The 23,443-nt window shown below is 40.1% G+C and carries 22 protein-coding genes and 1 pseudogene; 20 read left to right on the forward strand and 3 right to left on the reverse strand.

What is annotated here, in order from left to right:
- Positions 1-3 precede the first annotated feature (3 nt).
- From cbiM to ACWPVZ_RS01445, 13 genes are all read left to right on the forward strand, one after another.
- The gene (gene cbiM / locus ACWPVZ_RS01385; protein ID WP_175057395.1) at positions 4-981 is read left to right on the forward strand and encodes a cobalt transporter CbiM; all 978 of its coding nucleotides are present in this window, start codon (positions 4-6) and stop codon (positions 979-981) included.
- Positions 978-1,757, forward strand: coding sequence for an energy-coupling factor transporter transmembrane component T (locus ACWPVZ_RS01390; protein WP_013990046.1), 780 nt, complete (start codon positions 978-980; stop codon positions 1,755-1,757). The genes cbiM and ACWPVZ_RS01390 overlap by 4 nt, the downstream gene beginning before the upstream one ends.
- A gap of 1 nt (position 1,758) precedes the next feature.
- Positions 1,759-2,475 (forward strand): energy-coupling factor ABC transporter ATP-binding protein, encoded by a 717-nt coding sequence (locus tag ACWPVZ_RS01395; protein ID WP_060972175.1) that lies wholly within the window; start codon positions 1,759-1,761, stop codon positions 2,473-2,475.
- A 166-nt stretch (positions 2,476-2,641) separates the two neighbouring features.
- On the forward strand, positions 2,642-3,490 hold the full coding sequence (locus tag ACWPVZ_RS01400) for an amino acid ABC transporter substrate-binding protein (protein ID WP_013990048.1): 849 nt from the start codon (positions 2,642-2,644) through the stop codon (positions 3,488-3,490).
- 159 nt (positions 3,491-3,649) lie between these two features.
- Positions 3,650-4,552: a MetQ/NlpA family ABC transporter substrate-binding protein gene (locus ACWPVZ_RS01405; RefSeq protein WP_013990049.1), complete on the forward strand. Its 903-nt coding sequence runs from the start codon at positions 3,650-3,652 to the stop codon at positions 4,550-4,552.
- A 60-nt stretch (positions 4,553-4,612) separates the two neighbouring features.
- Positions 4,613-5,986 carry a M20/M25/M40 family metallo-hydrolase gene (locus ACWPVZ_RS01410; protein ID WP_037597417.1) on the forward strand — a complete coding sequence of 458 codons (1,374 nt, stop codon included), beginning with the start codon at positions 4,613-4,615 and terminating at the stop codon, positions 5,984-5,986.
- Complete coding sequence (locus tag ACWPVZ_RS01415) at positions 5,979-7,046, forward strand: methionine ABC transporter ATP-binding protein (protein ID WP_073949306.1); 1,068 nt, start codon at positions 5,979-5,981, stop codon at positions 7,044-7,046. Before ACWPVZ_RS01410 ends, ACWPVZ_RS01415 begins: the two co-directional genes overlap by 8 nt.
- Positions 7,046-7,738 (forward strand): methionine ABC transporter permease, encoded by a 693-nt coding sequence (locus ACWPVZ_RS01420; protein ID WP_002883771.1) that lies wholly within the window; start codon positions 7,046-7,048, stop codon positions 7,736-7,738. The genes ACWPVZ_RS01415 and ACWPVZ_RS01420 overlap by 1 nt, the downstream gene beginning before the upstream one ends.
- 122 nt (positions 7,739-7,860) lie before the next feature.
- Positions 7,861-9,069 (forward strand): serine/threonine transporter SstT, encoded by a 1,209-nt coding sequence (gene sstT / locus ACWPVZ_RS01425; RefSeq protein ID WP_454380591.1) that lies wholly within the window; start codon positions 7,861-7,863, stop codon positions 9,067-9,069.
- Between the two features lie 150 nt (positions 9,070-9,219).
- The gene (locus ACWPVZ_RS01430; RefSeq protein ID WP_110980915.1) at positions 9,220-10,068 is read left to right on the forward strand and encodes an SAM hydrolase/SAM-dependent halogenase family protein; all 849 of its coding nucleotides are present in this window, start codon (positions 9,220-9,222) and stop codon (positions 10,066-10,068) included.
- A 9-nt stretch (positions 10,069-10,077) separates the two neighbouring features.
- Positions 10,078-10,623, forward strand: a complete 546-nt coding sequence (locus ACWPVZ_RS01435) for an ECF-type riboflavin transporter substrate-binding protein (RefSeq protein WP_002889953.1) — start codon at positions 10,078-10,080, stop codon at positions 10,621-10,623.
- Between the two features lie 65 nt (positions 10,624-10,688).
- Entirely contained in the window at positions 10,689-12,365 is a 1,677-nt protein-coding gene (locus ACWPVZ_RS01440; RefSeq protein WP_037599011.1) for an ABC transporter ATP-binding protein, read from the forward strand.
- The gene (locus tag ACWPVZ_RS01445) at positions 12,358-13,188 is read left to right on the forward strand and encodes an energy-coupling factor transporter transmembrane component T family protein (protein ID WP_037599013.1); all 831 of its coding nucleotides are present in this window, start codon (positions 12,358-12,360) and stop codon (positions 13,186-13,188) included. The genes ACWPVZ_RS01440 and ACWPVZ_RS01445 overlap by 8 nt, the downstream gene beginning before the upstream one ends.
- Positions 13,189-13,277: 89 nt before the next feature.
- On the opposite strand, the gene ACWPVZ_RS01450 is transcribed toward ACWPVZ_RS01445, so the two are convergent.
- From ACWPVZ_RS01450 to rsmG, 3 genes are all read right to left on the reverse strand, one after another.
- Positions 13,278-13,949: a potassium channel family protein gene (locus ACWPVZ_RS01450; RefSeq protein WP_104020636.1), complete on the reverse strand. Its 672-nt coding sequence runs from the start codon at positions 13,947-13,949 to the stop codon at positions 13,278-13,280.
- 39 nt (positions 13,950-13,988) lie between these two features.
- A complete protein-coding gene (locus ACWPVZ_RS01455) occupies positions 13,989-15,353 on the reverse strand; it encodes a TrkH family potassium uptake protein (RefSeq protein ID WP_269780036.1) in 1,365 nt (454 codons plus the stop codon).
- A 68-nt stretch (positions 15,354-15,421) separates the two neighbouring features.
- Positions 15,422-16,135 (reverse strand): 16S rRNA (guanine(527)-N(7))-methyltransferase RsmG, encoded by a 714-nt coding sequence (rsmG, locus tag ACWPVZ_RS01460; RefSeq protein WP_048673867.1) that lies wholly within the window; start codon positions 16,133-16,135, stop codon positions 15,422-15,424.
- A 298-nt stretch (positions 16,136-16,433) separates the two neighbouring features.
- On the opposite strand from rsmG, the gene ACWPVZ_RS01465 reads away from it, so the two are divergent.
- The 7 genes and pseudogenes from ACWPVZ_RS01465 to der all read left to right on the forward strand — a co-directional run bounded on the left by ACWPVZ_RS01465 (position 16,434) and on the right by der (position 23,436).
- Positions 16,434-16,970: a DUF177 domain-containing protein gene (locus tag ACWPVZ_RS01465; protein WP_270307497.1), complete on the forward strand. Its 537-nt coding sequence runs from the start codon at positions 16,434-16,436 to the stop codon at positions 16,968-16,970.
- 155 nt (positions 16,971-17,125) lie between these two features.
- Positions 17,126-17,815 carry a response regulator transcription factor gene (locus ACWPVZ_RS01470; RefSeq protein ID WP_002883757.1) on the forward strand — a complete coding sequence of 230 codons (690 nt, stop codon included), beginning with the start codon at positions 17,126-17,128 and terminating at the stop codon, positions 17,813-17,815.
- Positions 17,812-19,341: pseudogene (locus ACWPVZ_RS01475) on the forward strand (HAMP domain-containing sensor histidine kinase). Before ACWPVZ_RS01470 ends, ACWPVZ_RS01475 begins: the two are co-directional and overlap by 4 nt.
- 121 nt (positions 19,342-19,462) lie before the next feature.
- Entirely contained in the window at positions 19,463-19,942 is a 480-nt protein-coding gene (gene nrdR / locus ACWPVZ_RS01480) for a transcriptional regulator NrdR (RefSeq protein WP_002883820.1), read from the forward strand.
- Positions 19,939-21,114 carry a DnaD domain protein gene (locus tag ACWPVZ_RS01485; RefSeq protein WP_414341080.1) on the forward strand — a complete coding sequence of 392 codons (1,176 nt, stop codon included), beginning with the start codon at positions 19,939-19,941 and terminating at the stop codon, positions 21,112-21,114. The genes nrdR and ACWPVZ_RS01485 overlap by 4 nt, the downstream gene beginning before the upstream one ends.
- A gap of 3 nt (positions 21,115-21,117) precedes the next feature.
- Positions 21,118-22,020 carry a primosomal protein DnaI gene (dnaI, locus tag ACWPVZ_RS01490; protein WP_414341082.1) on the forward strand — a complete coding sequence of 301 codons (903 nt, stop codon included), beginning with the start codon at positions 21,118-21,120 and terminating at the stop codon, positions 22,018-22,020.
- A 105-nt stretch (positions 22,021-22,125) separates the two neighbouring features.
- Positions 22,126-23,436 (forward strand): ribosome biogenesis GTPase Der, encoded by a 1,311-nt coding sequence (der, locus tag ACWPVZ_RS01495; RefSeq protein WP_037597430.1) that lies wholly within the window; start codon positions 22,126-22,128, stop codon positions 23,434-23,436.
- The last annotated feature ends 7 nt before the right edge of the window (positions 23,437-23,443 follow it).

Genomic DNA, 23,443 nt, shown 5'->3' on the forward strand with positions numbered 1-23,443 from the left:
AAAATGCATATTCCTGAAAATTACCTAAGCCCTATGACTTGTGTGGCAATGGGGGCAGTTATGTTGCCTATTTGGTATAAGGCTGTCAAGGAAGTGAAGGTAAAGGTTGACACTGATAAAAAAACGATTCCTATGTTGGGAATCGGGACTTCCTTGTCCTTCCTTATCATGATGTTTAATCTTCCAGCCCCAGGTGGAACGAGTGCCCATGCTGTTGGGGCAGTGCTAATTGCTATATTGTTAGGACCTTGGGCCTCCTGTTTAGCAGTTAGTGTGGCTCTAGCTATGCAGGCTTTGCTATTTGGTGATGGTGGGATTTTGGCCTTTGGTGCGAATGCCTTTTGTATGGCTGTTGTCATGCCATTTGTGGGTTATGCTGTTTATAAACTCTTGAATAAGTGGACAAAGAACAGGATAATTGCTAGCTTTTTTGGAGGTTATATTGGAATTGTAGTTGCGGCCCTGACTGTTGCGGTTTTACTAGGAATTCAACCGATTCTCTTTAAAGATAGCAGTGGTAATCCGCTTTACAATCCATACCCTTTGAGAGTGACGCTTCCAGTAATGGGCTTGACTCACCTGCTTATCGGTCTGGTAGAAGGATTTTTCACAGCCGGTGTTCAAGAATTCATTGAACGTTTGAATATTGATAATACTCAGGAAATAACGACTAAGAAACTACGTCCTTTATTGCTCTTTATCTTAGCCTTAATTATCCTAACGCCACTTGGTTTATTGGCGACGGGAACAGCTTTTGCAGAATGGGATGTCAAAGAGTTGGTAGAAAAATTGTCTCATTACCATGTGGAAGCCCAAGCGCCAAAAGGAATGTTGAATGGTTTTTCATTCAATGCCCTCTTCCCAGATTATAGTATCGCAGGCATCCCAGAAGTTTTGGGTTATATCCTGAGCGCTGCCTCTGCTGTTTTGATTTTCTTCATCCTCTATCGCTTGATTTTCGGTAGAAAGGTTGAAAAATGATTCTTCCAGATTGGATGTCGGAAGAGCGCCCAGTAGTCACTAAAGTCGGTAGAAATAACTTTCTTATCCGGAATCGTCACCATCTGGAAGCTCTTCTTCAAAAGTTTGAAACGCATCCTTTAAAAGTAGCATCAGTCTTTCATCCAACAGCTAAGGTTTTACTTCTCTTTTTCTTACTTGTTTCAGTGGGAATTAGCCGAAATCTCACAGTTTTGTGGATTGTAGCCTTGTTTTTAGGAGCTGGCGTGGCTTTTTTACCGCATTCTGTTTTAGTAAGAACTTTGAAAAAAACTGTAGTGTTGTTGATCTTCCCTTTAGTTCTTTATCTACCGCATCTCTTACTTAGCGGAGGTCAATCGCTCTTTCTTTTTAGACTTCCTTTGATTGCCGTAGCCATTGCTTATTATTCAGAGACAAGTACAATAAGTGAGATGCTAGTGGCATTAAAAGGGTTGCATTTTCCTGATCTTGTTCTGCTCCAGTTAGATATCACCATAAAATATATCGATGTCTTTGGAAAACAATTAATGGATTTGCTCAAAGGGATTGAAGCACGAAGCTTTGGCGGCAACCATCGTTTCCGGATTGGAAGTAATATCTGGGGAATTTTATACCTTAAAGCTATACGCTATGGTGAGGAACTAACTCAAGCCATGGAAGCACGTTGCTTTGTCGGTGAGTATGTCAAGTCATCACAGTCATTCACATGGAAGGACTGGCTGGCCTTGATAGGTCTAGTAGCAGTGATTTTAGGACAGATTCTGTTAGGAGGATGAGATGTTTCAATTGAAACAAGTGGCCTGTGCCTATGAACAAAAAAAGGTCTTTACTGGTCTTGATTTGGAGATTAGACAAGGACAATATGTGATGTTGATGGGGGAAAATGGGACTGGGAAATCAAGTCTTATCAGTTTATTAACTGGCTTCAAGCAGGAAGAATCTGGTCGCATTCTTTTCTTAGGGAAGGACCTCAAAGAATGGCTGAAGGACAAACGTCAAAAACGAGATTTTTATAGTCGCCTCGGAATCCTCTTCCAGGATGTGGATAGTCAGTTATTTAATAGTACTGTCTATGATGAGATTGCTTTTGGTCCTCGCCAGCTAGGTCTAACCGAAGAAAAAGTCTCACAGCGCGTTCAAGACACGCTATCCCTGCTTAAAATTGAAGATTTAAGAGATCGCGTTCCCTATCAACTGTCTGGTGGAGAAAAGAAGAAAGTGGCTTTTGCCAGTATCATGGTAACGAATCCAGATGTGTATATTCTTGATGAACCCTTCAATAATCTTTCTAAAGAATATGAAGAATTTTTTAGGGAACTTCTACATGAGCTTCATTCAGCTGGGAAAACCATTATCATGTCTGCTCATCACTTTAAGCATCTTCATCATGAAAAGGCTGATGTTCTTCTTTTCGAAGATGGTAAGGCTGATTTCTTTCCTGCCCAGGAAGTGCTCAATAACCAGCAAGTAATTGAGCGTTTGTCGCATTATTAATTAGGAATAAGGTAGAAAATCGTTATTGGTTTTCTGCTTTTTTCTTGTCAAACAATTGATATTTTTAGGTGATAGTATTTTCTTATCACCTTGATTATGTTTAAGTATTAGTTAAGCTTAGTGAATTCTGTTACAATAAAAACAATCAATCTCAAAGGAGAATATTATGAAACTTAAAAAAATTCTTGGAATCACGGGTGTAGCCATTGCTTCAGTAGCTTTGCTTGCTGCATGTTCATCTAAATCATCAAAAGAAGCCTCTAAATCTTCAGGTGCTAAAGAAACAATTAACTTTGCCACTGTTGGGACAACAGCACCATTCTCATATGAAGAAAACGGTGAATTGACTGGTTACGATGTGGAAGTGGCTAAAGCAGTCTTCAAAGACTCTGACAAATATGAAGTGAAATTTCAAAAAACAGAATGGTCTTCAGTCTTCACAGGTCTTGACTCAGCTAAATACCAAATGGCTGGGAACAATATCTCTTATTCAGAAGAACGTGACCAAAAATATCTCTTCTCATATCCAATTGGTACCACACCAGCTGTTTTGACTGTTCCAAAAGATAGTAATATTAAGAAATATGATGATATTGCTGGACACTCAACGCAGGTTGTTCAAGGAACATCGACAGCTACTCAATTGACAGAGTTTAATGATAAACATTCAGACAAGCCAGTTGAACTTAACTACACAAATGAAAATATTACACAAATGTTGACAAGTTTGAATGAAGGTAAGTACGACTTCAAGATTTTTGATGCACCAACTGTTAATTCAATTATCAAAAATAATAAGTTGAGCAACTTGAAGACGATTGAACTTAAATCTGATCAACAACCATATATCTACTTCTTGTTCGCAGATAACCAAAAAGATCTTCAAAAATTTGTAAACAAACGTTTGGAAGAACTCCAAAAAGATGGTACTTTGGCTAAGTTGGCTGAAAAATTCCTTGGAAACAAAGATTATATTCCAACTAAAGACGCTTTGAAAGTTCCAAGCAAAAAATAAGAAAGGAGCTGGGAATAATTCTCAGCTTTTTCATATAATTAAAATCTAGGACATGTTATAGTTAAAAACTATAGATATATACAATTATAAACAATTTGCTACAATTCTTATCCTATGGGATAATAATTTTACACTTAAAACAATTAAAGGGAGTTCGTTATGAAACTTAAAAAAATTCTTGGAATTACAGGATTGGCAGTCGCTTCAACAGTAGCTTTGGCTGCTTGTGGTGCTGGCGGTAACAAATCAGCTAAGGATGATAAAACTTTGACAGTTGGTGTCATGACTTTGGATGACACTACTGAGCCATTGTGGGATAAAGTCAAAGAATTGGCTAAAGACAAGGGTGTTACTATCGAGTTGAAAGAGTTCACAGACTACAACCAACCAAATGAAGCCCTTAAAAACGGCGAAATCGATGTTAATGCTTTTCAACACATTTATTTCTTGAACAACTGGAACAAAGAAAATAAGGGTGATGTTGTTGCGGCAGCTGACACACTTCTTAGCCCAATCCACCTTTTCTCAGGTACTGAAAACGGAAAAGCTAAGTATAAAGATGTTAAAGAGCTTCCAGATGGAGCTACTATCTCAGTACCTAACGATGGTACAAACGAAAGCCGTGCGTTGACACTCCTTCAAACAGCTGGTTTGATTAAGTTGGATGTTAAAGATGGTGAATTGGCAACTATCAAGAACATTTCTGAAAATCCAAAGAAACTGGATATCAAAGAAATCGCAGCTGAACAAGCTGCCCAAACTCTTTCATCTGTAGATGCAGCAGTTGTTAACAACTCATACGCACAACAACAAAATGTTGACTATGACACAACCCTCTTCCAAGAAGATCCAAGCCAAGATTTGAAAGATTGGGTCAATATCATTGCAGCTAATAAAGATTGGGAAAAATCAAATAAAGCTGATGCTATCAAGACTTTGATTAAAGCCTACCAAAATGATGAAGTAGCGCAAATCATCTATGATGCATCTAACAAGGTTGACCTTCCAGCATGGAAAGGTGCCCCAACACAAGATCAATTGAAAGCTAATTCAAAGAAATAAGCTAAGGACAGAGGGCGTGTGAGAGCACGCCGTTTTGTCGTGTATGAAGGAGACGATTTGATGGCATTTTCAAGTGAAGAAGAGCAGTTACGAAAATTTCGTAACGATGAAATTGCTCAGCACTATTTTGAAGTTTTGCGGACTTTGATTTCTAAAAAATCTATTTTTGCTCAAAATATTGGTCTCTATGATGTAGCTGCTTACCTTGGTGAGATTTTCTCTGGTGTTGGCGCAGAGGTGACAATTGACGAGACCCATACGGCACCTTTTGTCTTGGCGAAATTCAAGAGTCCAAATCCAGATGCGAAAACAATTATTTTCTATCAACACTATGATACTGTTCCTGCGGACAATGATCAGCCATGGACCGATGAACCTTTCCGTCTGACTGTTCGAAAGGGATATATGTATGGTCGTGGTGTCGATGATGATAAGGGGCATATTACAGCTCGTCTGACAGCCCTTCGTAAGTATATTCGTGAGGTCGGAGATCTTCCTGTAAATATTACGTTTATGATGGAAGGTGCTGAAGAATCTGCATCAACAGACCTTGAAAAATATTTAGAAAAATACCGAGATGATCTTCTTCCAGCAGACCTATTGGTTTGGGAGCAAGGGAACCGAAATAGTAAAGGTCAATTGGAAATCACAGGTGGGAACAAGGGGATTATTACCTTTGACTTGTCTGTCGAGAGTGCTGATGTTGATATCCACTCTAAATTTGGTGCAGTGATTGAATCGGCGTCATGGTACTTGCTCAATGCTATCTCAAGCATGAGAGATGATCAGGGACGTATCCTTATCGACGGCATCTATGAAAAGATTGTCCAACCAAACGAACGAGAGATGAATCTTATCGAAACTTATGCCATTGAAAATGCAGACAGTCTTCGTAGGATTTACGGCTTAAAACTACCCATTTTAGAAAGTGACCGCCGAGCGTTCTTAAAAACTTACTATTTTGAGCCTGCTCTTTCTATTGAGGGAATTTCAACAGGTTATCAGGGGCAAGGGGTTAAGACCATCTTACCAGCTCAAGCCAGAGCTAAGATGGAGATGCGTTTGGTCCCTGGCTTGACACCTGAGTACGTTTTGGAGTGTATTAAGGCTCACCTCAAAAAAGAAGGATTTGACCGTATCAAGGTAACCTTCACTCTTGGTGAAGAAAGTTATCGAAGTGATATGTCTGATCCAGCTATTGTCAATGTTATTGAGTTAGCAAAAGGCTTTTATGAAGAAGGTGTCGCGGTCCTTCCAACAGCAGCAGGTACGGGGCCTATGCATATGATTTATCAGGCTTTGGGTGTTCCTATGGCAGCCTTTGGTATAGGGAATGCTAACAGTCGTGACCATGGTGGGGATGAAAATGTTAGTCTAGCAGATTACTACACCCACATTGAACTAATTAAGGAGTTAATTGCAAGTTATGAGTAATGTCATTATTGATTTGAAAAATATTGATATCACCTTTACGCAGAAACGCCGCACTATTCAAGCGGTTAAGGATGTGTCTATCCAGATTGAGAAAGGTGATATTTACGGAATTGTTGGTTATTCAGGGGCTGGTAAATCTACCCTTGTGCGTGCGATCAATCTTTTACAAGTACCTACAGCTGGTAAAATCACTATTGGTAAAGATGTGACTTTTCAGGACGGTCAGGTCCAATTGACGACAAAAGAATTGCGCCAGAAACGTCAAACGATTGGGATGATTTTCCAACACTTTAACCTTATGGCTCAAAAGACGGCTTATGAAAATGTAGCTTTTGCTCTTCGTCATTCTAAACTAAGCAATGAAGAGAAAGACAAAAAAATTCGTGGTCTTTTGGAATTGGTTGATTTGGCTGATCGTGCCGAAAACTATCCTGCACAGTTGTCAGGTGGTCAAAAACAACGTGTAGCGATTGCCCGTGCCTTGGCTAATGATCCTGAAATCTTGATTTCAGATGAGTCTACCTCAGCTCTTGACCCAAAAACAACTAAGCAGATCCTTTCACTTTTGCAGGATTTGAATAAAAAGCTTGGTTTGACAGTGGTTATGATCACCCACGAAATGCAAATTGTTAAAGACATTTGTAATCGTGTGGCTGTTATGCAAAATGGTCAACTTTTGGAAGAGGGCAGTGTTCTTGATATCTTCTCAAATCCACAAGAAGATTTGACACAAGAATTTATTGAAACTGCTGCAGGGATTGAAGATGCCTTGGCTAAGATTAATGCACAACCCGTAGTGAAAAACTTACCAGGCTCAGCCCTTCTTGTTCAACTTAAATATGCTGGTTCTTCAACAGATGAGCCACTCTTGACTGAAATTTTCAAAGATTACGGAGTTTCAAGTAACATCCTTTACGGTAACCTTGAGATTCTAGGTGATACACCTGTTGGTGAATTGGTCGTTGTATTGGATGGTGAGGCAGATAAGGTTCTTGCTGCCCAAAAAGCGATTGAAAATGCAGGTGTCAGCTTGCAAGTACTTAAGAAAGGAGCCCAATAATGGCAGATTGGATTCAACAAAACTTTCCAGATATTTATCGTATTGGTATGCAGGGGGTTAACTCTTGGCCAGACGCCATCTATGCGACTCTCTATATGACGGTTATTTCCTTCATCATTGGGGGGCTTCTTGGTCTTGTTATGGGGCTCTTCTTGGTATTGACAGGTCCTCGTGGAGTCATTGAAAATAAATTTGTTTTCCAAATCTTGGATAAAATCACTTCAATCTTCCGTGCCATTCCTTTCATCATCCTCTTGGCGATTTTGAAAGGCTTCACTTACTTTATCGTAGGGACTAACCTTGGTATGACAGCAGCCTTGGTTCCATTGTCAGCTGCGACTTTCCCATTCTTTGCACGTCAAGTACAGGTAGTGCTTGCAGATCTTGACCGTGGCGTTATTGAAGCAGCACAAGCTAGTGGTGCGACACTTTGGGATACGATTAAGGTTTACCTTGGTGAAGGGCTTCCAGAATTGGTTCGTGTATCAACCGTAACTCTGATTTCCCTAGTCGGTGAAACTGCAATGGCCGGTGCTATCGGTGCAGGTGGTCTTGGTTACATCGCCATCTACTATGGATATAACCGTTCAAGTACATCAGTTACCATTTTGGCAACTTTCTTGATTTTGATTTTGATTTTCCTTATCCAATTCTTGGGTGATTTCTTGACCCGTAAATTGAGTCATAAATAGGATTTGAGAGCCTGTTTGCCACAGGCTTTTCTCATGTCTTGACGATTTCAGATATTTATCATAGTATGGAGGCTATCGAATACTTTATGGTTGAGCTAACCATAAAAAGGAGTTAATGAGTTATGAAACGATTTATTTCAACTTGGAATAGGACCAGTCTAATCAAGCGTATTGCCATTGGTGTGGTAATTGGTGCTGTACTTGGTTTGCTTGTTCCTAAGTTTACGGTTATTGGTCTCTTAGGGGATATGTTTGTTGGTGGCTTGAAGGCAATTGCTCCACTCTTGGTCTTTGCCTTGGTTGCCAATGCCCTTTCTCAAACGCGAGAAGGGCAACAAAGCAACATGAAGACAGTTATTGTTCTTTATCTCTTTGGGACCTTTGCGGCAGCATTGACGGCTGTTATTTCTCACTATATTTTTCCAATTTCTCTGAAGTTGGGAGCAGCGGCAGCGACTAAAGCGACGGCACCTCAAGGTGTGGGAGAAGTCTTTAAAGATTTGTTGCTTAAGATGGTGGATAACCCTGTCAATGCCTTGGCTCAAGCCAACTACATTGGTGTTTTAGTATGGGCGGTTGTCTTTGGTTTCGCCATGCGAACAGCTAGCACTCACACGAAAGATTTGCTACATACCTTGGCAGAAGTGACTTCACAAATCGTTCGTTGGATTATTAACTTGGCGCCATTTGGTATCCTTGGTCTTGTCTTTAATACTATTTCTGAGAATGGTGTGGGTGTTTTGGCGGATTATGGTGTCCTAATCCTTGTTTTAGTGGGAACAATGGCCTTTGTTACCTTGGTTGTTAATCCTATCATTGCTTTTGTGATGATGGGAAAAAATCCTTTCCCACTGGTTTTCCGTTGTTTGAAAGATTCTGGGATTACAGCCTTCTTTACTCGCTCGTCAGCAGCTAATATTCCTGTTAATCTTCAGCTTTGTAAAGATCTTGGTTTAAATCCTGATACCTATTCAGTTTCTATTCCTTTGGGATCAACTATTAATATGGCTGGGGCAGCCGTGACAATCAATGTCTTAACTCTTGCTGCAGTAACGACTTTGGGAATTCAGGTCGATTTTGCGACAGCACTCATTCTTAGTGTGGTTTCAGCTATTTCTGCCTGTGGTGCCTCAGGTATTGCTGGAGGATCCCTTCTATTAGTGCCAGTAGCATGTAGCCTCTTTGGTATCTCAAATGATTTGGCCATGCAAGTTGTTGGTGTTGGCTTTATCGTAGGTGTCATCCAAGACTCTTGTGAAACAGCCCTTAACTCTTCAACAGACGTGCTTTTTACAGCAGTAGCAGAAAAGAGCCGTTGGAAGAAAGTATAGATAATTGTATAAGGTCGGCCGATTTGGCTGGCTTTTTGATTTTGGAGAAAACATAGTCAAAGACTATAGCTAGCTCAAGAATCTATCATCTTTAAAAAGCCCATAAAATATGGTAAAATAAACCGTTCAAAGAGAAAAGGTGAAACATTTATGACTAATAATTTATTGGTGCTTCAATCAGACTTTGGTTTGGTTGACGGTGCTGTTTCGGCCATGATTGGTGTTGCTCTTCAAGAAGAACCAAGTTTGGGAGTTCATCACCTTACACATGATATTACACCCTACAACACTTTTGAAGCTTCCTATCGTCTGTTTCAGACTGTCGAGTACTGGCCAAAGGGAACAACCTTTGTTTCGGTAGTTGATCCGGGTGTAGGCTCATCACGTAAAAGTGTGGTTGCCTTAACAAAGACGGGGCAATATATCGTCACACCAGATAACGGAACACTTTCTTATATCAAGAAGGATGTCGGTATCGTTGCTGTCCGTGAAATTTCAGAAGTTGAGAATCGTCGTAGTAATACGGAGCTGTCTTATACCTTCCATGGTCGTGATGTTTATGCCTATACAGGTGCCAAATTAGCTTCTGGTCATATCAGTTTTGATGAAGTAGGTCCTGAGTTACCTGTGGACAAAATTCTAGAGCTTCCAGTGGTTGAAACCATCATAGAGGATAATTTGGTTCGTGGTGCAATTGATATTTTGGACGTCCGTTTCGGCTCTCTTTGGACCTCTATCACACGCGATGACTTTTATGCCTTGGAACCAAACTTTGGTGATCGATTCGAGGTGACCATCTTTAACAATGATATGTTGGTCTACCAAAATCAAGTTACCTATGGGAAATCTTTTGCGGATGTTCGTATCGGTCAGCCAATTATTTATATCAATTCCCTCTATCGTGTTGGCTTAGCCATTAACCAAGGGTCTTTTGCTAAGGCTTATAATGTTGGTGTAGGGTCTAACTGGCACATTGAAATTAAACGTTTAGGAGATTAAAGTAAGATTATGAAAAATAATTCAATTCGTACAGTAGTTGCGACAGGTATTGGTGCAGCACTCTTTATTATCATTGGTATGTTTGTTAATATTCCTATTTTTGGGAATACCAGCATCCAACTTCAGTATGCTGTTCAAGCCCTATTCTCAGTGATTTTTGGGCCTATTACAGGTTTCTTTATGGGCTTTATTGGGCATGCGCTTAAAGATGGTATTCAATACGGAAATATCTCATGGGCTTGGGTGTTTGCAAGTGCCATTACAGGTCTTGTAATTGGTCTATTCAACAAAAAATATGATGTGACAACTGGCAAGTTTTCTTTGATGAGTATGATTTGGTTTAACCTAGCACAAGCATTGGCCCTCCTTATTGCCTATGGTATCGTTACCCCTATTGGTGATAGACTCCAATTCGCACAAGCCTGGTCATATCTTTATGCACAAAGTTTTGTAGCTGGCGTAGCTAACTTTATTACAATTGCAATCGGAGGAACCCTCCTTCTTGCAATCTATGCTGGCTCACGTACACAATCTGGTAGTCTTACCAAAGACTAGCATGAATCATAGGAGAGTGGGACTGTCAGTTTGCTTTGATACCTCCTCTCTTTTTTAGTAGAAACATGGATAAATACATTAGTTTTAATCAGTTTACATTTCAATATGATGCGCAAGCAGAAGCGACGCTTAAAGATATCAGCTTTGATATTGTCAAAGGCGAGAAAGTGCTCATTTTAGGCCCTTCTGGTAGCGGAAAGTCGACCCTGGCTCAGTGTCTCAATGGTATCATACCTAATATTCATAAAGGTCAGGCAAAAGGCCAGGTAAGGATAGATGGTCAGGATATTTTCAAGCAATCTATCTATGATAAGTCACAGTTAGTATCTACGGTATTGCAGGATCCAGATGGTCAGTTTATTGGCTTAACAGTAGCCGAGGATTTGGCTTTTGCCTTGGAAAATGATTGTGCTAATCAAAGTGAGATGAAGGATAAGGTAGCTCTCTGGGCTGAACGTCTAGACTTGACTTCTCTTTTGAATCACCGCCCTCAAGACTTATCAGGTGGCCAAAAACAACGAGTTAGTTTGGCTGGTGTCTTGATTGATGAGAGTCCTATTCTTCTATTTGATGAGCCTCTAGCAAATTTAGATCCTAAATCAGGACAGGAAACCATTGACCTCATTGATAAAATCCACAAAGAGGTGGGAGCTACAACAATTATTATTGAGCATCGTCTAGAAGATGTTCTTTATCGTCCTGTTGACCGGATTTTACTGGTCAATGATGGCACCCTCCTCTTTAACGGTAGCCCAGATGAGCTTTTATCAAGTACTCTCTTACTGGGAAATGGGATTCGCGAACCTCTATATGTGACGGTTTTACGTCAGTTGGGATTTGACACAAGGAGTGCACAAAATCTTAGTCAATTGGATGCTTTAGACTTATCTGACCTTGTTCTGCCAGATAGAGTTTTGAAAGATAAAAGAGACAGTTCAAGTGATTCTATTTTGAAGGTTGAGGGGCTTAGCGTTTCCTATGGGGATAATCCAGCGATTATAGAGGATATGTCTTTTAGCTTGAAAAAAGGTGAACGACTAGCGATTGTCGGTAAAAATGGAGCTGGAAAGTCGACGCTTGCCAAAGCTCTATGCGGTTTTGTCCCTAGTCAAGGGAAATTAACTTACAAGGGTCAGGATATCAGTCAGGATAGCATCGCCGAGCGTTCAGAGCGTATAGGCTTTGTTTTGCAAAACCCTAATCAGATGATTAGCCAAACTATGATTTTTGATGAAGTGGCTCTTGGTTTACGCTTGCGAGGGATTGAAGAAACTGAGGTTGAAGAGCGTGTTCATGAGGTCCTGAAGACTTGTGGTCTCTATAGTTTTCGTAAATGGCCTATTTCTGCGCTTTCCTTTGGTCAGAAAAAGCGCGTGACCATTGCATCTATCTTGGTTTTGAAACCTGAAATCATTATTTTGGATGAGCCAACCGCTGGTCAAGATTACAAGACTTACACGGATATCATGAATTTCTTGGACAGTCTTCAGAAGCAAGGCCATACCATTGTGATGATTACCCATGATATGCAGCTCATGTTGGAATATAGTGATCGTTGTCTCGTTGTGGTTGAGGGGAAAATCATTGCAGACGACAATCCTGTTACAATTCTTAATCAGAAGGAGTTACTTGAGTCGGCTAATCTCAAGCAGACATCTCTTTATACTTTGGGTCAGAAATTGTCAAGTGATCCAGTAGAAGTAACCCAGTATTATATCGAAAAAGGAGGCCCTAATGTCTAATCGTTTAATTGGTTATCAGTCAGGTCAAGGTTTCCTCTATGATTTGTCTGGGGCAAGTAAGATGCTTTTCTTTATCTTGGTTTCAGTTGCTTGTATGGCAACCTATGACCCACGTTTTATTCTAGCAGTAGGCTTACTTTCTATTTATCTCTTTTATTTGGCCAAGATTCGTTGGCGAGATATTTCTTTCGTTGTTAAGATTATTGGATCGATTGCTCTCTTTAATTTACTTATGGTCTACCTTTTCGCACCTGGTTATGGTGAAGAAATTTACGGGGCTAAGACAGTTATTATTGAAGGCTGGGGGCGTTTCTATCTAACCAGTCAGGAGCTTTTTTACCTTGCAAATCTATTGCTCAAGTATTTTTCAACGGTCCCTCTTGCTATTCTTTTTCTTATGACCACTCATCCGAGTCAGTTTGCGGCTAGCCTGAATCAAATTGGGGTTCCTTATAAATTTGCCTATTCCGTGAGTTTAACCTTGCGTTATATTCCAGATGTTCAAGAAGAATTCTTTACGATTCGTAAGGCTCAGGAGGCTCGTGGTTTGGATTTGTCGCAAAAGGTGGGATTGGTCAAACGCATTCGCGGGAATCTCCAAATTGTTCTTCCACTAATTTTTTCATCTCTCGAACGAATTGATACCATATCGACAGCCATGGAGTTACGACGATTTGGTCGCTACAAAAAACGTACATGGTATGTGCATAAATCTTTGATGAAACAAGATTACCTTGTCATCCTATCAGCTATCCTTATATTGGGGATTAGTATTGGATTAATTTTCTTCAATCATGGTCGTTTTTATAATCCATGGAGATAATGCTCTTAGCATAGAGAGAATCTGCCATTAAGCATAATAAAAAAACGTTCCCGTCTTGTCCAGATGAACGAGATTGGAACGTTTTTTTGTTATTTCAAATAGCCTAAATAATCAAATTTTTCTAGTGTCCGATTGTCGGCGACAACTAGGATGATTCCTTCGTCAGGTAGTTTCTTACTTGGGTCAAAGTGAGTGTTTAACTTGCCATTTTGCTCATCTCTAAAACCAATAACGTTGACGTTATAATTTTGTCTTAGATTTAATGTATGCAAAGACTTTCCAGCCCATTCTTTTGGAATTTTAAGTTCAATTAAAGCCACGTCGTCCTCTAAATGAAAAACATTTGAAATGTTATAACGGAGGATGTTTGAAGCCAAGTCTTTTGCTGTGCTACGCTCAGGAGTGATGACCCAGTTGGCCCCCATTCCGTAAAGGACTTCCTCATAATTGTTATTCATAGCTTTAGCAATAATATTTGTAATGCCAAGTTTTTTACATTGCAGGAGCGCCAGTGCAGAAGATTCTAAGTGTTCTCCAGTTGCAATAATGACCGTATCGCAAGTATCAATACCAGCAGAACGTAGAAAGTCAATGTCAGTAATGTCACCAACAGCGGCCTTAGTCACCTGATCAGCAAGGGAATCAATTGTTGTAGAGTTATTATCTAAGGCGATAACGTCTTGTCCAAAAGAGGAGAGTTCGGTTGCAATGGTTTGTCCAAAGATTCCCAAACCGAGGACCCCAATAATTTGTGTTTTCATATAAAATCCTTTCAGAATATTGTCAATGAATAAAATTGTTTAGCCAACTGAAATATCAGTTGGGGCATAAGAGACATGCTTTTCTTTTTTGGTCATCAAGCTCAAGAGAACAGTGATAGGTCCAACACGGCCAATGAACATCAGAGACATGATAACGAGTCGTCCTAGAGTATTTAGATTAGGGGTCAAATCCATTGAAACACCAACGGTAGCAATGGCTGACACACTCTCAAAAAGTAGGCCTAGGGGCGATAGTGTAGGATTAGTCTCCAGCAAAATAACATAGCCGACAAAGAGCATTGTTAGGAAAAAGAGGATAACTGTGAATGCTTGCAAAACAGTCTTATTAGATATAATACGATTTCGAAAAACAACGCTCGAGTTACCAGATAGCTCTGACTTAAAAAGCAGGAACATGATAGTGGCAGTTGTCACCTTGATACCACCCGCAGTTCCTCCAGGACCACCCCCAATAATCATTTGAATCATAAAAAGAAGATTTGTGGAGAAATCGACATTGGTATAGGAAATAGTTGCAAAGCCAGCGGTACGCATGGTTACAGTCTGAAAGAAACTCACCAGAAGTTGTTGCCAGACATTGAGAGTACCGATTGTCTTAGAGTTATCCATTTCCAGTAACCAAGCAAGTAGTGTTCCTCCCAAGAGGAGACAGCCTGTACTTATAAGAACAAGACGGCTTTGATTGCTGAAAGGTCTACAAGCTAATTTCCAATTCCTTGGACGATCTTTAATATAACGTCGCAATAGTTGAATCAAATCAATCCAAACTGCAAATCCCAAACTTCCAGACATAATGAGAAAAGCTACAGCAAGGTTAATGGTTGGATTGGTTGCATAATCCTGTAAACTGTTAGAACCTAAGTTGTCAAATCCAGCATTACAAAAGGCAGAGACAGCTAGAAAGAGACTATTAAAAATGCCGTGACCAAGTCCAAAACGAGGAATGAAATCAGTCATAATCACAAGTGCTGCTAAAGCTTCAATAGAAAAAGTAATTTTATAGACCTTAAAAAGATAAGCTTTCAAATCTTTTTGGTTATCCCTGCTAAGTGCGGATTGAAGGAGATCTTGATCACTCAGTCCTAATTTATTTTTCAGGGTATAGGTGCTAAAGGCTATAAGAGAGACGAGCCCAAGTCCTCCCGTCTGCATGAGAAGCATAGAGAAAATTTGACCGAGACCATTGTAAGCCTTACTGACCGGGACAACAGAAAGTCCAGTTACACAGACCATTGACACAGTATTGAAGAGATGATCCAGGTAGCTTGTTTCTGGACTATTAGCATAGTGGCTTATGGGAAGGCTAAGTAAAATACTTCCCACTATAATGACAAAGACAAAGCTGAGCACCAGCTTTTGCGTGACAGAAAGACGATTGATCAATGAAAACCTCCGAGTTATCATAAGAGTAAATAATAATCCAAGGAGTAAGACACCTCCTTGGATAAACGTTATAGCGGCTTCTTGTTAGGAATTCCAGCACGACGTGGGTACTTATTAGGGGTTTCTTTTTTCTTATCGACAATAGTGACATTACGTCCATCCCCATTTGGCAGTCTGTAGTTCTCGTTGAGAATAGGCTTGGCAAAAAGCGAGTTCAAGGCATTTTTAGCATCGGCTAACTCTTCATCAGCTGCTGCAGCTTTAAGTGCAATAAGTTGTCCACCAACCTTCAAGAAAGGAATAGTCAATTCTGAGAGAACCTGCATGCGTGCGACGGCACGGGCAGTAACAATATCAAACTGAGCACGGAAGGCCTTGTCTTGTCCAAAATCCTCTGCACGTCCATGATAGAAGTGAACACCGCTGAGCTCAAGTTCATCAGCCAAGAGATTGAGGAAATTGATGCGTTTATTAAGTGAGTCGATGATAGTCACATCAAGCTCAGGGCAAAGGATTTTCATAGGGAGACTTGGAAATCCAGCTCCAGCTCCGATATCCAGAAGTCGAATACTTTGATTTTTAATATGCCCTTGAAGAACAGGAGCCAAAGAATCATAGAAATGTTTGAGGTAGACCTCGTCTCTTTCTGTGATTGCAGTAAGGTTGATCTTTTCGTTCCATTCTACCAAAAGCTCAAAGTAGCGTTGGAATTGGTCTTTTTGTTTTTGGCTGAGATCGAACCCCAGTTCTTTCAAAGCCTTGTAAAAATCTTCAGGTGTCATTATATATTCCTTTTATCTAGTTTCAATGCTCTTATTTTACCATAATTAAGAGCTTTCATCTAACTCTATAGGACAGATGGAAACTGGGTCCGAGTAAGTTCCTCATTAGCTTTGAAAAAAGTTCTAAGTTTAAGAAATATGTAATATTAAAGGTGTTATTTTTTCTTAAAAATTTGATATAATACTAATTAAGTCTAAAATCATAATCACGCTCTCTAATGAAAAGTGAATGTAGGGGATTATGGTCTTGTGGATTGAAAATAGATCCCTATGGGGAAATTTAATTTGAGGATTAAGAATGATTTATCTTTCAGAAGTTAGAAAGTCTCCAGAGGGGCTCGCCTTTACCGAAGCACCTTCTTTGTTGGAGTCTATTAAAGAACGCTATGATCAAGTTTTAAATCTTGAAAAGATTCAAGCAAGTGGTCAGGTAGCCTATGATAATGGCTTGTACCTTTTGGACTATCAACTTAGCTATGATATTACCTTGCCATCTAGCCGTTCACTTGAACCTGTGACACTTAGCTTTAACTATCCGGTTTCAGAAACCTTTATACAAGAGGCAGATGCTGCTCTTCAAAAGGAATTAGTCGAAGAAAATCTAGTTCTTATCTTGGATGGGGATACCATTAATCTTGATGAGAGTATTCTAGATAATATTCTTCTTAATATTCCTTTGAGAGTATTAACACCTGAGGAAGAATCAGGACAAATTTCGCTCTCAGGTAATGACTGGGAAGTCTTGTCAGAAGAGGACTTTGCCGCACTTCAACAGGAGAAAAAAGAGGCAAGTAATCCCTTTGCCCAATTGAACGGTCTATTTGACGAAAATTAATTCAAAAAAATAAACTAAAAATGTTTGACAATTTTAAAAATCTGTATTATTATATCATTAGAAGTTAATTTTCGGATTTATTTATAGGGTAAATCTACAGACTTTTTAAGGGAAATAGAAGTCAAAAAATTTTAAGAAAGTGGTAAATACTTATTATGAGCAAACGCATTTTGATTGTTGAAGATGAGAAAAACCTTGCTCGTTTTGTCTCTCTTGAACTTCAACACGAAGGATACGACGTTGTGACAGCAGACAACGGACGTGAAGGACTTGAAATGGCACTCGAGAAAGATTTCGATCTTATTCTCTTGGACCTTATGTTGCCTGAGATGGACGGTTTTGAAGTAACACGTCGTCTCCAACAAGAAAAAGATACTTATATTATGATGATGACAGCCCGCGATTCAATCATGGACATTGTTGCTGGTTTGGACCGTGGTGCTGATGACTATATTGTAAAACCTTTTGCGATTGAAGAACTATTGGCACGTATTCGTGCAACCTTCCGTCGCCAAGATATCGAAGCTGCTAAGAATGCACCAGCTAAAGCGTCAACTTATCGTGATTTGAAATTGGATGTTCAAAACCGTACAGTTGTTCGTGGTGATGAAGCAATTCCATTGACAAAACGTGAGTTTGATTTGTTGAACACACTTTTGAGCAATATGAACCAAGTGATGACCCGTGAGGAACTCTTGCTTCAAGTTTGGAAATATGATGATGCAATCGAAACAAACGTTGTAGACGTTTATATTCGTTACTTGCGTGGAAAAATCGATGTTCCAGGTAAGGAATCATACATTCAAACAGTGCGAGGAATGGGTTACGTTATCCGTGAAAAATGAGTAAATTACAAGATAAATTATTTGGTAAAGTAACCATTAGAAAAAAGTTGACCATGACAACTGCTGTGGTCTTCTTTCTTGTATTGTCGATGTTCACTCTGGTTGTTGTTTTCTCGGCCAATACGCTTCTTTTGCAACGTGAACGTCAAAATGTAAATAACACAATTTCGAAAGTTGTTACTTATATCGAAAAGGACTGGGATTCTGATGAAGAGTTGAGTCCAGAACCGCTTTTAGCGGCCCTTTATTCGCCTAAAAATATCTATGCATCAATCATTAATGGTGTGCTTTCTGAAAAGCACTCTTTGGATGGTCAAGTTGCAATTTCTAATAAATTATTTTCTAACCAATCTGTTTTTGTTTATGACAAAAAGGGAACGTTTATCTTTACTTCTGAGGAAAACACAGACTCTCCTCCAGGCATGTCTGAAGTAAACAAACTGAAGTCAGTGTCCTATAAAGGAAAGCGTGGTTTCTTACTACAAGTTCCAATTTACGGTAAGGATAAAAAGACCATCGTTGGTTATGCCCAGATTTTCCATGATTTGGAATTCTACTATGCTCTGAAAGAGCGTTTGATTTTCTTATTGATTTTCCTAGAAGTGGGGATGACGGTCCTAGTTATCGCAGCAACTGTGGTTGTCTTGACATCTATTCTTCGTCCGATGAGACAGTTGCACGAAACGATGGGAGTTATCACCGATTCGCCAAGTGATTTGGAACTTCGTTCTAAGATTGAAAGTCACGATGAAATTGGTGATTTGGCGGTTAACTTTAACCGTATGATGGATAAAATCCAAGAAAATAATCAGATGCAGATGCGTTTCTTGAGTGACGTCAGTCATGAATTACGTACGCCGATTGCGGTTATCAAGGGCCATATGGACCTCTTGCAACGTTGGGGTAAAAATGACCCTGAGATTCTTGAGGAGAGTCTTGAGGCTGCAAGTCACGAGGCCAACCGTATGACGATTATGATTAATGATATGTTGGATTCTATCCGTGTCAAAGGATCATTTGAAAATCATAGAAATGATACGTGTGATTTGAATTCTTCAATCCGTACGGTTATTGGTAACTTCCGTGTCTTGCATGAAGATTACCAATTCTATCTCAATGATTTTGAGAGCTCAGAGCGTCCAGCACAGATTTACAGCCAACACTTTGAACAGGCGATTACTATTTTGATTGATAATGCGGTCAAGTATTCTCCTGTTAACAAGGAAATCCAGGTTACAATTAAGGCTCTGGAAGATGAAATGTTGGTACAAGTACAAGATAATGGTGAAGGGATTTCTAAAGAAGATATTGAGCATATCTTTGAACGTTTCTATCGTTCAGATAAGGCACGTAATCGTACGACAACGCAATCTGGTGTTGGTATTGGTTTGTCAATCCTTTACTAAATTGTGGAAGCTTATCGCTGCCGTATTAATGTTAGTTCTGAACTTGGTGTTGGAACACGTTTCGACCTTTACATTCCATTTGCGGATGGAGAAACGACGACACCTCAACTTGAGCTTTAAATCAATTTATAAGAGTCTTAGAGTGATTCTTGGTCGTGAGCACGCCTCGTTTAGGGCGTGCTTTTTATGTGTTTTTATGGTAAAATAGAGTACCGAATTTCAAAGATTGGTGGTGAAGTGCATGCGTTGTCCAAAATGTCAACATAATAAATCTAGTGTTATCGATAGCCGTCAGGCAGAGGATGGGAATACCATTCGTCGTCGTCGTGAGTGTGATTCTTGTCATGCTCGTTTTACAACTTTTGAGCGAGTGGAAGAAGTTCCACTTTTGGTTGTCAAAAAAGACGGTACTCGTGAACAATTCTCTCGCGATAAGATTTTCAATGGTATCTTGATGAGTGCTCAGAAGCGTCCGGTTTCTAGTGAGGATATCGAAAATGCCATCACCCGTATTGAGCAAAATATTCGCCGTAACCATGATGGAGAGGTTGATAGTGATGTCATTGGGAATTTAGTGATGAAAGAACTCGCTGACCTTGATGAAATTACTTATGTACGTTTTGCTAGTGTCTACCGTTCTTTCAAAGATGTTGATGAGATTGAAGAGTTGCTTCAAGAAATCACCAAGACTGTACGTGCGAAAAAAGAGTCTAAAAAATGAGACCTATTGAAGAATTTGTCTATGTTGGTAATCAGGTAATCGTTCCCGATCAGGCAAGTTTAATGCGTTGCTATTATCCCATTATTGGGAGTGAGGGATACGCTCTCTACCAGTATTTCGTGGCTTTTTATGACAATGGTAATCGCCGCCATAAGTTTGCGGCTATTCTGAATCACCTTAACTTTGGAATGCAGCCCCTTCAAGAAGCACTGGCGGTTCTGACAGCAGTAGATCTCTTGGCCTTTTACCAGTCACCTCAAGGGTTTTATGTGATAGAGCTTAAGTCTCCCTTAACAATTGAGCAGTTTCTAAAACATGCCGTTTATAGTTCACTTCTAGAGCAAAAGATTAGTGAACCAGCAGTAGACGCTTTGAAACCGGCAGGTCTCCAAGGATTGCAAGATTTATCTAAACGTTTTTCGGATGTCTTTACCGATGAGCGTTTGGCTCAAAAGTCTGTGTCTGAAATCAAGCCTAAAAATTCATTTGATTTAACTAGTTTTAGGAATCGTATGCAGGCTGATGGGCTTGTATTTACAGATGAAAAGACAGATGTGCCAGAAATATATAAATTGTCTGAGACTCATGGCATGAATTGGTATGATACCTATCTCTTAGCTAAAAAGACAGCCGTCAACCACCAGATTATTGTCAAGCGTATGCAGGTGCAATTAGAGCAGGCTCAAGCTCAAACATTAGGTGGTGACTCTGCTTTGACGGAGACTGAAGAAAAAATTCTTAAGGCGGTTAGGTCCGAAAAGCCTATTGATTATCTACAAAGTGCCAAGGGTCCTGGTGGTGCTTTGACTAATTCTGAGAAGAAGATTCTCACAGATTTGGCACAAAGAGGCTTTCTGGATGAGGTCATTAACCTCATGGTTGCCTACAGTTTGGGACGGACACGTTCGACGAATGTGAATCGAGAGTATATCTCTAAACTTGCTAACGACTTTGACTTTAAGAATATCCTCACTGCCGAACAAGGGCTTTTAGCTTTGCGTAGTGGTTACAACAAGAAATCACAACAAGCAAAAGCTGATTCTAAGAAGAAAACAAATGTGCCGAGCTGGAGTAATCCAGATTATGATAATCAAACCAGTCAGGCTGATCAGGCTAAATTGGATGAAATTAGACGTCGGGCTTTGGCAAAACTAGAAAAAGGAAAGGAGTAGCCTATGGAAAGAGTTGGACAAACCCTAAACCGAACAGGGCATCATGGGTCTGGCAATGCAACAGATTTAACGAAGCAAATTTTGACGGATCCAAGAGTGGCTAGCTTTATTCAAGAGCATAGCCTAAGCCAGGATGAAATCAAACGTAGTCTTCCTAAGTTTAATCAATTCCTGGTGGAATGCCGTAAGGTCAAAGAAGGTGATGCCTCCTATATTGCCAAAGGGTATGAGCCGATTCTGACCATGAATGAAGGCTACGCTGATGTGACCTATAAGGAGACGCGTCAGCTCAAAGAGCAACAAGAACAACAGGCTATCGCTAAACGGATTAATTTGGTGAGTCTGCCTCAGTCTTATCGTAAGATTACCTTTGCGGATATTGCTCTAGATGATGTGGCGCGTGTGGATACCTTTGAGAGTCTCGTGGATTTTGTGGCGAATTACCCTAGTCCAGACCAGAAAGGCCTCTACATCTACGGAGACATGGGGGTTGGAAAATCCTTCATGTTGGCTGCTATGGCTCATGAACTTTCCGAAACCAAGAAGGTTGCGACGACCATTATTCATTACCCATCTTTTACCATTGATGTTAAAAATGGAATTAAGGACGGTTCTGTCAAGGAACAAATAGACGCTGTCAAACAAGCAGAAGTTTTGGTTCTAGATGATATTGGTGCAGAGCAATTCTCTTCTTGGATTAGGGATGATGTTTTGCAAGTCATCCTCCAACATCGTATGATTGAAGAGCTGCCTACTTTCTTTACATCTAACTATAGTTTTGCGGATTTAGAAGCTAAGCTATCCAATGGACGTCAAGGAGACGAGACTTGGCAGGCCAAACGTGTGATGGAGCGTATTCGTTTTCTTGCCAAAGAGGTTCACTTGAAGGGTGTTAATCGCCGCTAAGTTGAATCTAATTATGATAAAGAATAAGAGAGTTTGCTTCCCTTGGTGGAAGTGAGACTGCTAAATGAAGAAAGGAATCCCTATTTTAATCAGGGACTTAAACATATGACATTACCTACAGTTGCTATCGTGGGTCGCCCAAATGTTGGGAAATCGACCCTATTTAACCGAATTGCGGGTGAACGTATCTCTATCGTCGAAGACGTTGAAGGGGTAACACGTGACCGTATTTATACCTCTGCTGAATGGCTTAATCGCCAGTTTAGCTTGATTGATACTGGTGGTATCGATGATGTTGATGCACCATTTATGGAACAAATTAAGCACCAAGCCGACATCGCCATGACTGAAGCTGATGTTATTGTCTTTGTCGTTTCAGGTAAGGAAGGCGTGACAGATGCGGACGAGTACGTTGCCCGTATTCTTTATAAGACCAACAAGCCAGTTATCTTGGCGGTAAATAAAGTGGATAACCCTGAGATGCGTGCAGATATCTATGATTTCTATTCTCTTGGTCTTGGTGATCCCTATCCAGTTTCATCTGTTCATGGTATCGGTACAGGGGATGTTCTCGACGCTATCGTTGAAAACCTCCCAACAGAAGTTGAAGAAGAAAATCCAGATATCATCCGTTTCAGTTTGATTGGACGTCCAAACGTCGGAAAATCAAGTTTGATTAACGCCATTTTGGGGGAGGACCGTGTAATTGCTAGCCCAATTGCTGGTACGACTCGCGATGCCATTGATACAAACTTTGTGGACAGTGAAGGTCAAGAGTATACCATGATTGACACCGCTGGTATGCGTAAATCTGGTAAGGTTTATGAAAATACAGAGAAATACTCTGTCATGCGTTCTATGCGTGCTATTGACCGTTCTGATGTTGTCCTTATGGTTATAAATGCCGAAGAAGGTATCCGTGAGTATGACAAGCGTATTGCTGGTTTTGCCCATGAAGCTGGTAAAGGGATTATCATCGTAGTTAACAAATGGGATACGATTAAGAAGGACAACCATACTGTTGCCAACTGGGAAGCGGATATCCGTGAGCAGTTCCAATTTTTGAGCTATGCACCAATTATCTTTGTATCGGCTGAAACTAAGCAACGTCTTAACAAGTTGCCAGAGATGATTAAACGCATCAGTGAGAGTCAAAACCGTCGTATTTCATCGGCTGTCTTGAATGATGTTATCATGGATGCCATTGCCATCAACCCAACACCAACTGACAAAGGAAAACGCCTTAAGATTTTCTACGGCACACAAGTTTCGGTTAAACCACCAACATTTGTTATCTTTGTCAATGAAGAAGAGCTTATGCACTTCTCATACATGCGTTTCTTGGAAAATCAAATTCGTCAGGCCTTTGGTTTTGAAGGAACACCAATCCACTTGATTGCTCGTAAACGTAAATAAAAAAAGA

It is taken from the genome of Streptococcus sp. Marseille-Q6379 (assembly GCF_965119505.1).

Bases quoted from the DNA above. Each gene is read 5' to 3' on its own strand.
- cbiM (WP_175057395.1), top strand. From the start codon at position 4: ATGCATATTCCTGAAAATTACCTAAGCCCTATGACTTGTGTGGCAATG.
- ACWPVZ_RS01390 (WP_013990046.1), top strand. From the start codon at position 978: ATGATTCTTCCAGATTGGATGTCGGAAGAGCGCCCAGTAGTCACTAAA.
- ACWPVZ_RS01395 (WP_060972175.1), top strand. From the start codon at position 1,759: ATGTTTCAATTGAAACAAGTGGCCTGTGCCTATGAACAAAAAAAGGTC.
- ACWPVZ_RS01400 (WP_013990048.1), top strand. From the start codon at position 2,642: ATGAAACTTAAAAAAATTCTTGGAATCACGGGTGTAGCCATTGCTTCA.
- ACWPVZ_RS01405 (WP_013990049.1), top strand. From the start codon at position 3,650: ATGAAACTTAAAAAAATTCTTGGAATTACAGGATTGGCAGTCGCTTCA.
- ACWPVZ_RS01410 (WP_037597417.1), top strand. From the start codon at position 4,613: ATGGCATTTTCAAGTGAAGAAGAGCAGTTACGAAAATTTCGTAACGAT.
- ACWPVZ_RS01415 (WP_073949306.1), top strand. From the start codon at position 5,979: ATGAGTAATGTCATTATTGATTTGAAAAATATTGATATCACCTTTACG.
- ACWPVZ_RS01420 (WP_002883771.1), top strand. From the start codon at position 7,046: ATGGCAGATTGGATTCAACAAAACTTTCCAGATATTTATCGTATTGGT.
- sstT (WP_454380591.1), top strand. From the start codon at position 7,861: ATGAAACGATTTATTTCAACTTGGAATAGGACCAGTCTAATCAAGCGT.
- ACWPVZ_RS01430 (WP_110980915.1), top strand. From the start codon at position 9,220: ATGACTAATAATTTATTGGTGCTTCAATCAGACTTTGGTTTGGTTGAC.
- ACWPVZ_RS01435 (WP_002889953.1), top strand. From the start codon at position 10,078: ATGAAAAATAATTCAATTCGTACAGTAGTTGCGACAGGTATTGGTGCA.
- ACWPVZ_RS01440 (WP_037599011.1), top strand. From the start codon at position 10,689: ATGGATAAATACATTAGTTTTAATCAGTTTACATTTCAATATGATGCG.
- ACWPVZ_RS01445 (WP_037599013.1), top strand. From the start codon at position 12,358: ATGTCTAATCGTTTAATTGGTTATCAGTCAGGTCAAGGTTTCCTCTAT.
- ACWPVZ_RS01450 (WP_104020636.1), bottom strand. From the start codon at position 13,949: ATGAAAACACAAATTATTGGGGTCCTCGGTTTGGGAATCTTTGGACAA.
- rsmG (WP_048673867.1), bottom strand. From the start codon at position 16,135: ATGACACCTGAAGATTTTTACAAGGCTTTGAAAGAACTGGGGTTCGAT.
- ACWPVZ_RS01465 (WP_270307497.1), top strand. From the start codon at position 16,434: ATGATTTATCTTTCAGAAGTTAGAAAGTCTCCAGAGGGGCTCGCCTTT.
- ACWPVZ_RS01470 (WP_002883757.1), top strand. From the start codon at position 17,126: ATGAGCAAACGCATTTTGATTGTTGAAGATGAGAAAAACCTTGCTCGT.
- nrdR (WP_002883820.1), top strand. From the start codon at position 19,463: ATGCGTTGTCCAAAATGTCAACATAATAAATCTAGTGTTATCGATAGC.
- ACWPVZ_RS01485 (WP_414341080.1), top strand. From the start codon at position 19,939: ATGAGACCTATTGAAGAATTTGTCTATGTTGGTAATCAGGTAATCGTT.
- dnaI (WP_414341082.1), top strand. From the start codon at position 21,118: ATGGAAAGAGTTGGACAAACCCTAAACCGAACAGGGCATCATGGGTCT.
- der (WP_037597430.1), top strand. From the start codon at position 22,126: ATGACATTACCTACAGTTGCTATCGTGGGTCGCCCAAATGTTGGGAAA.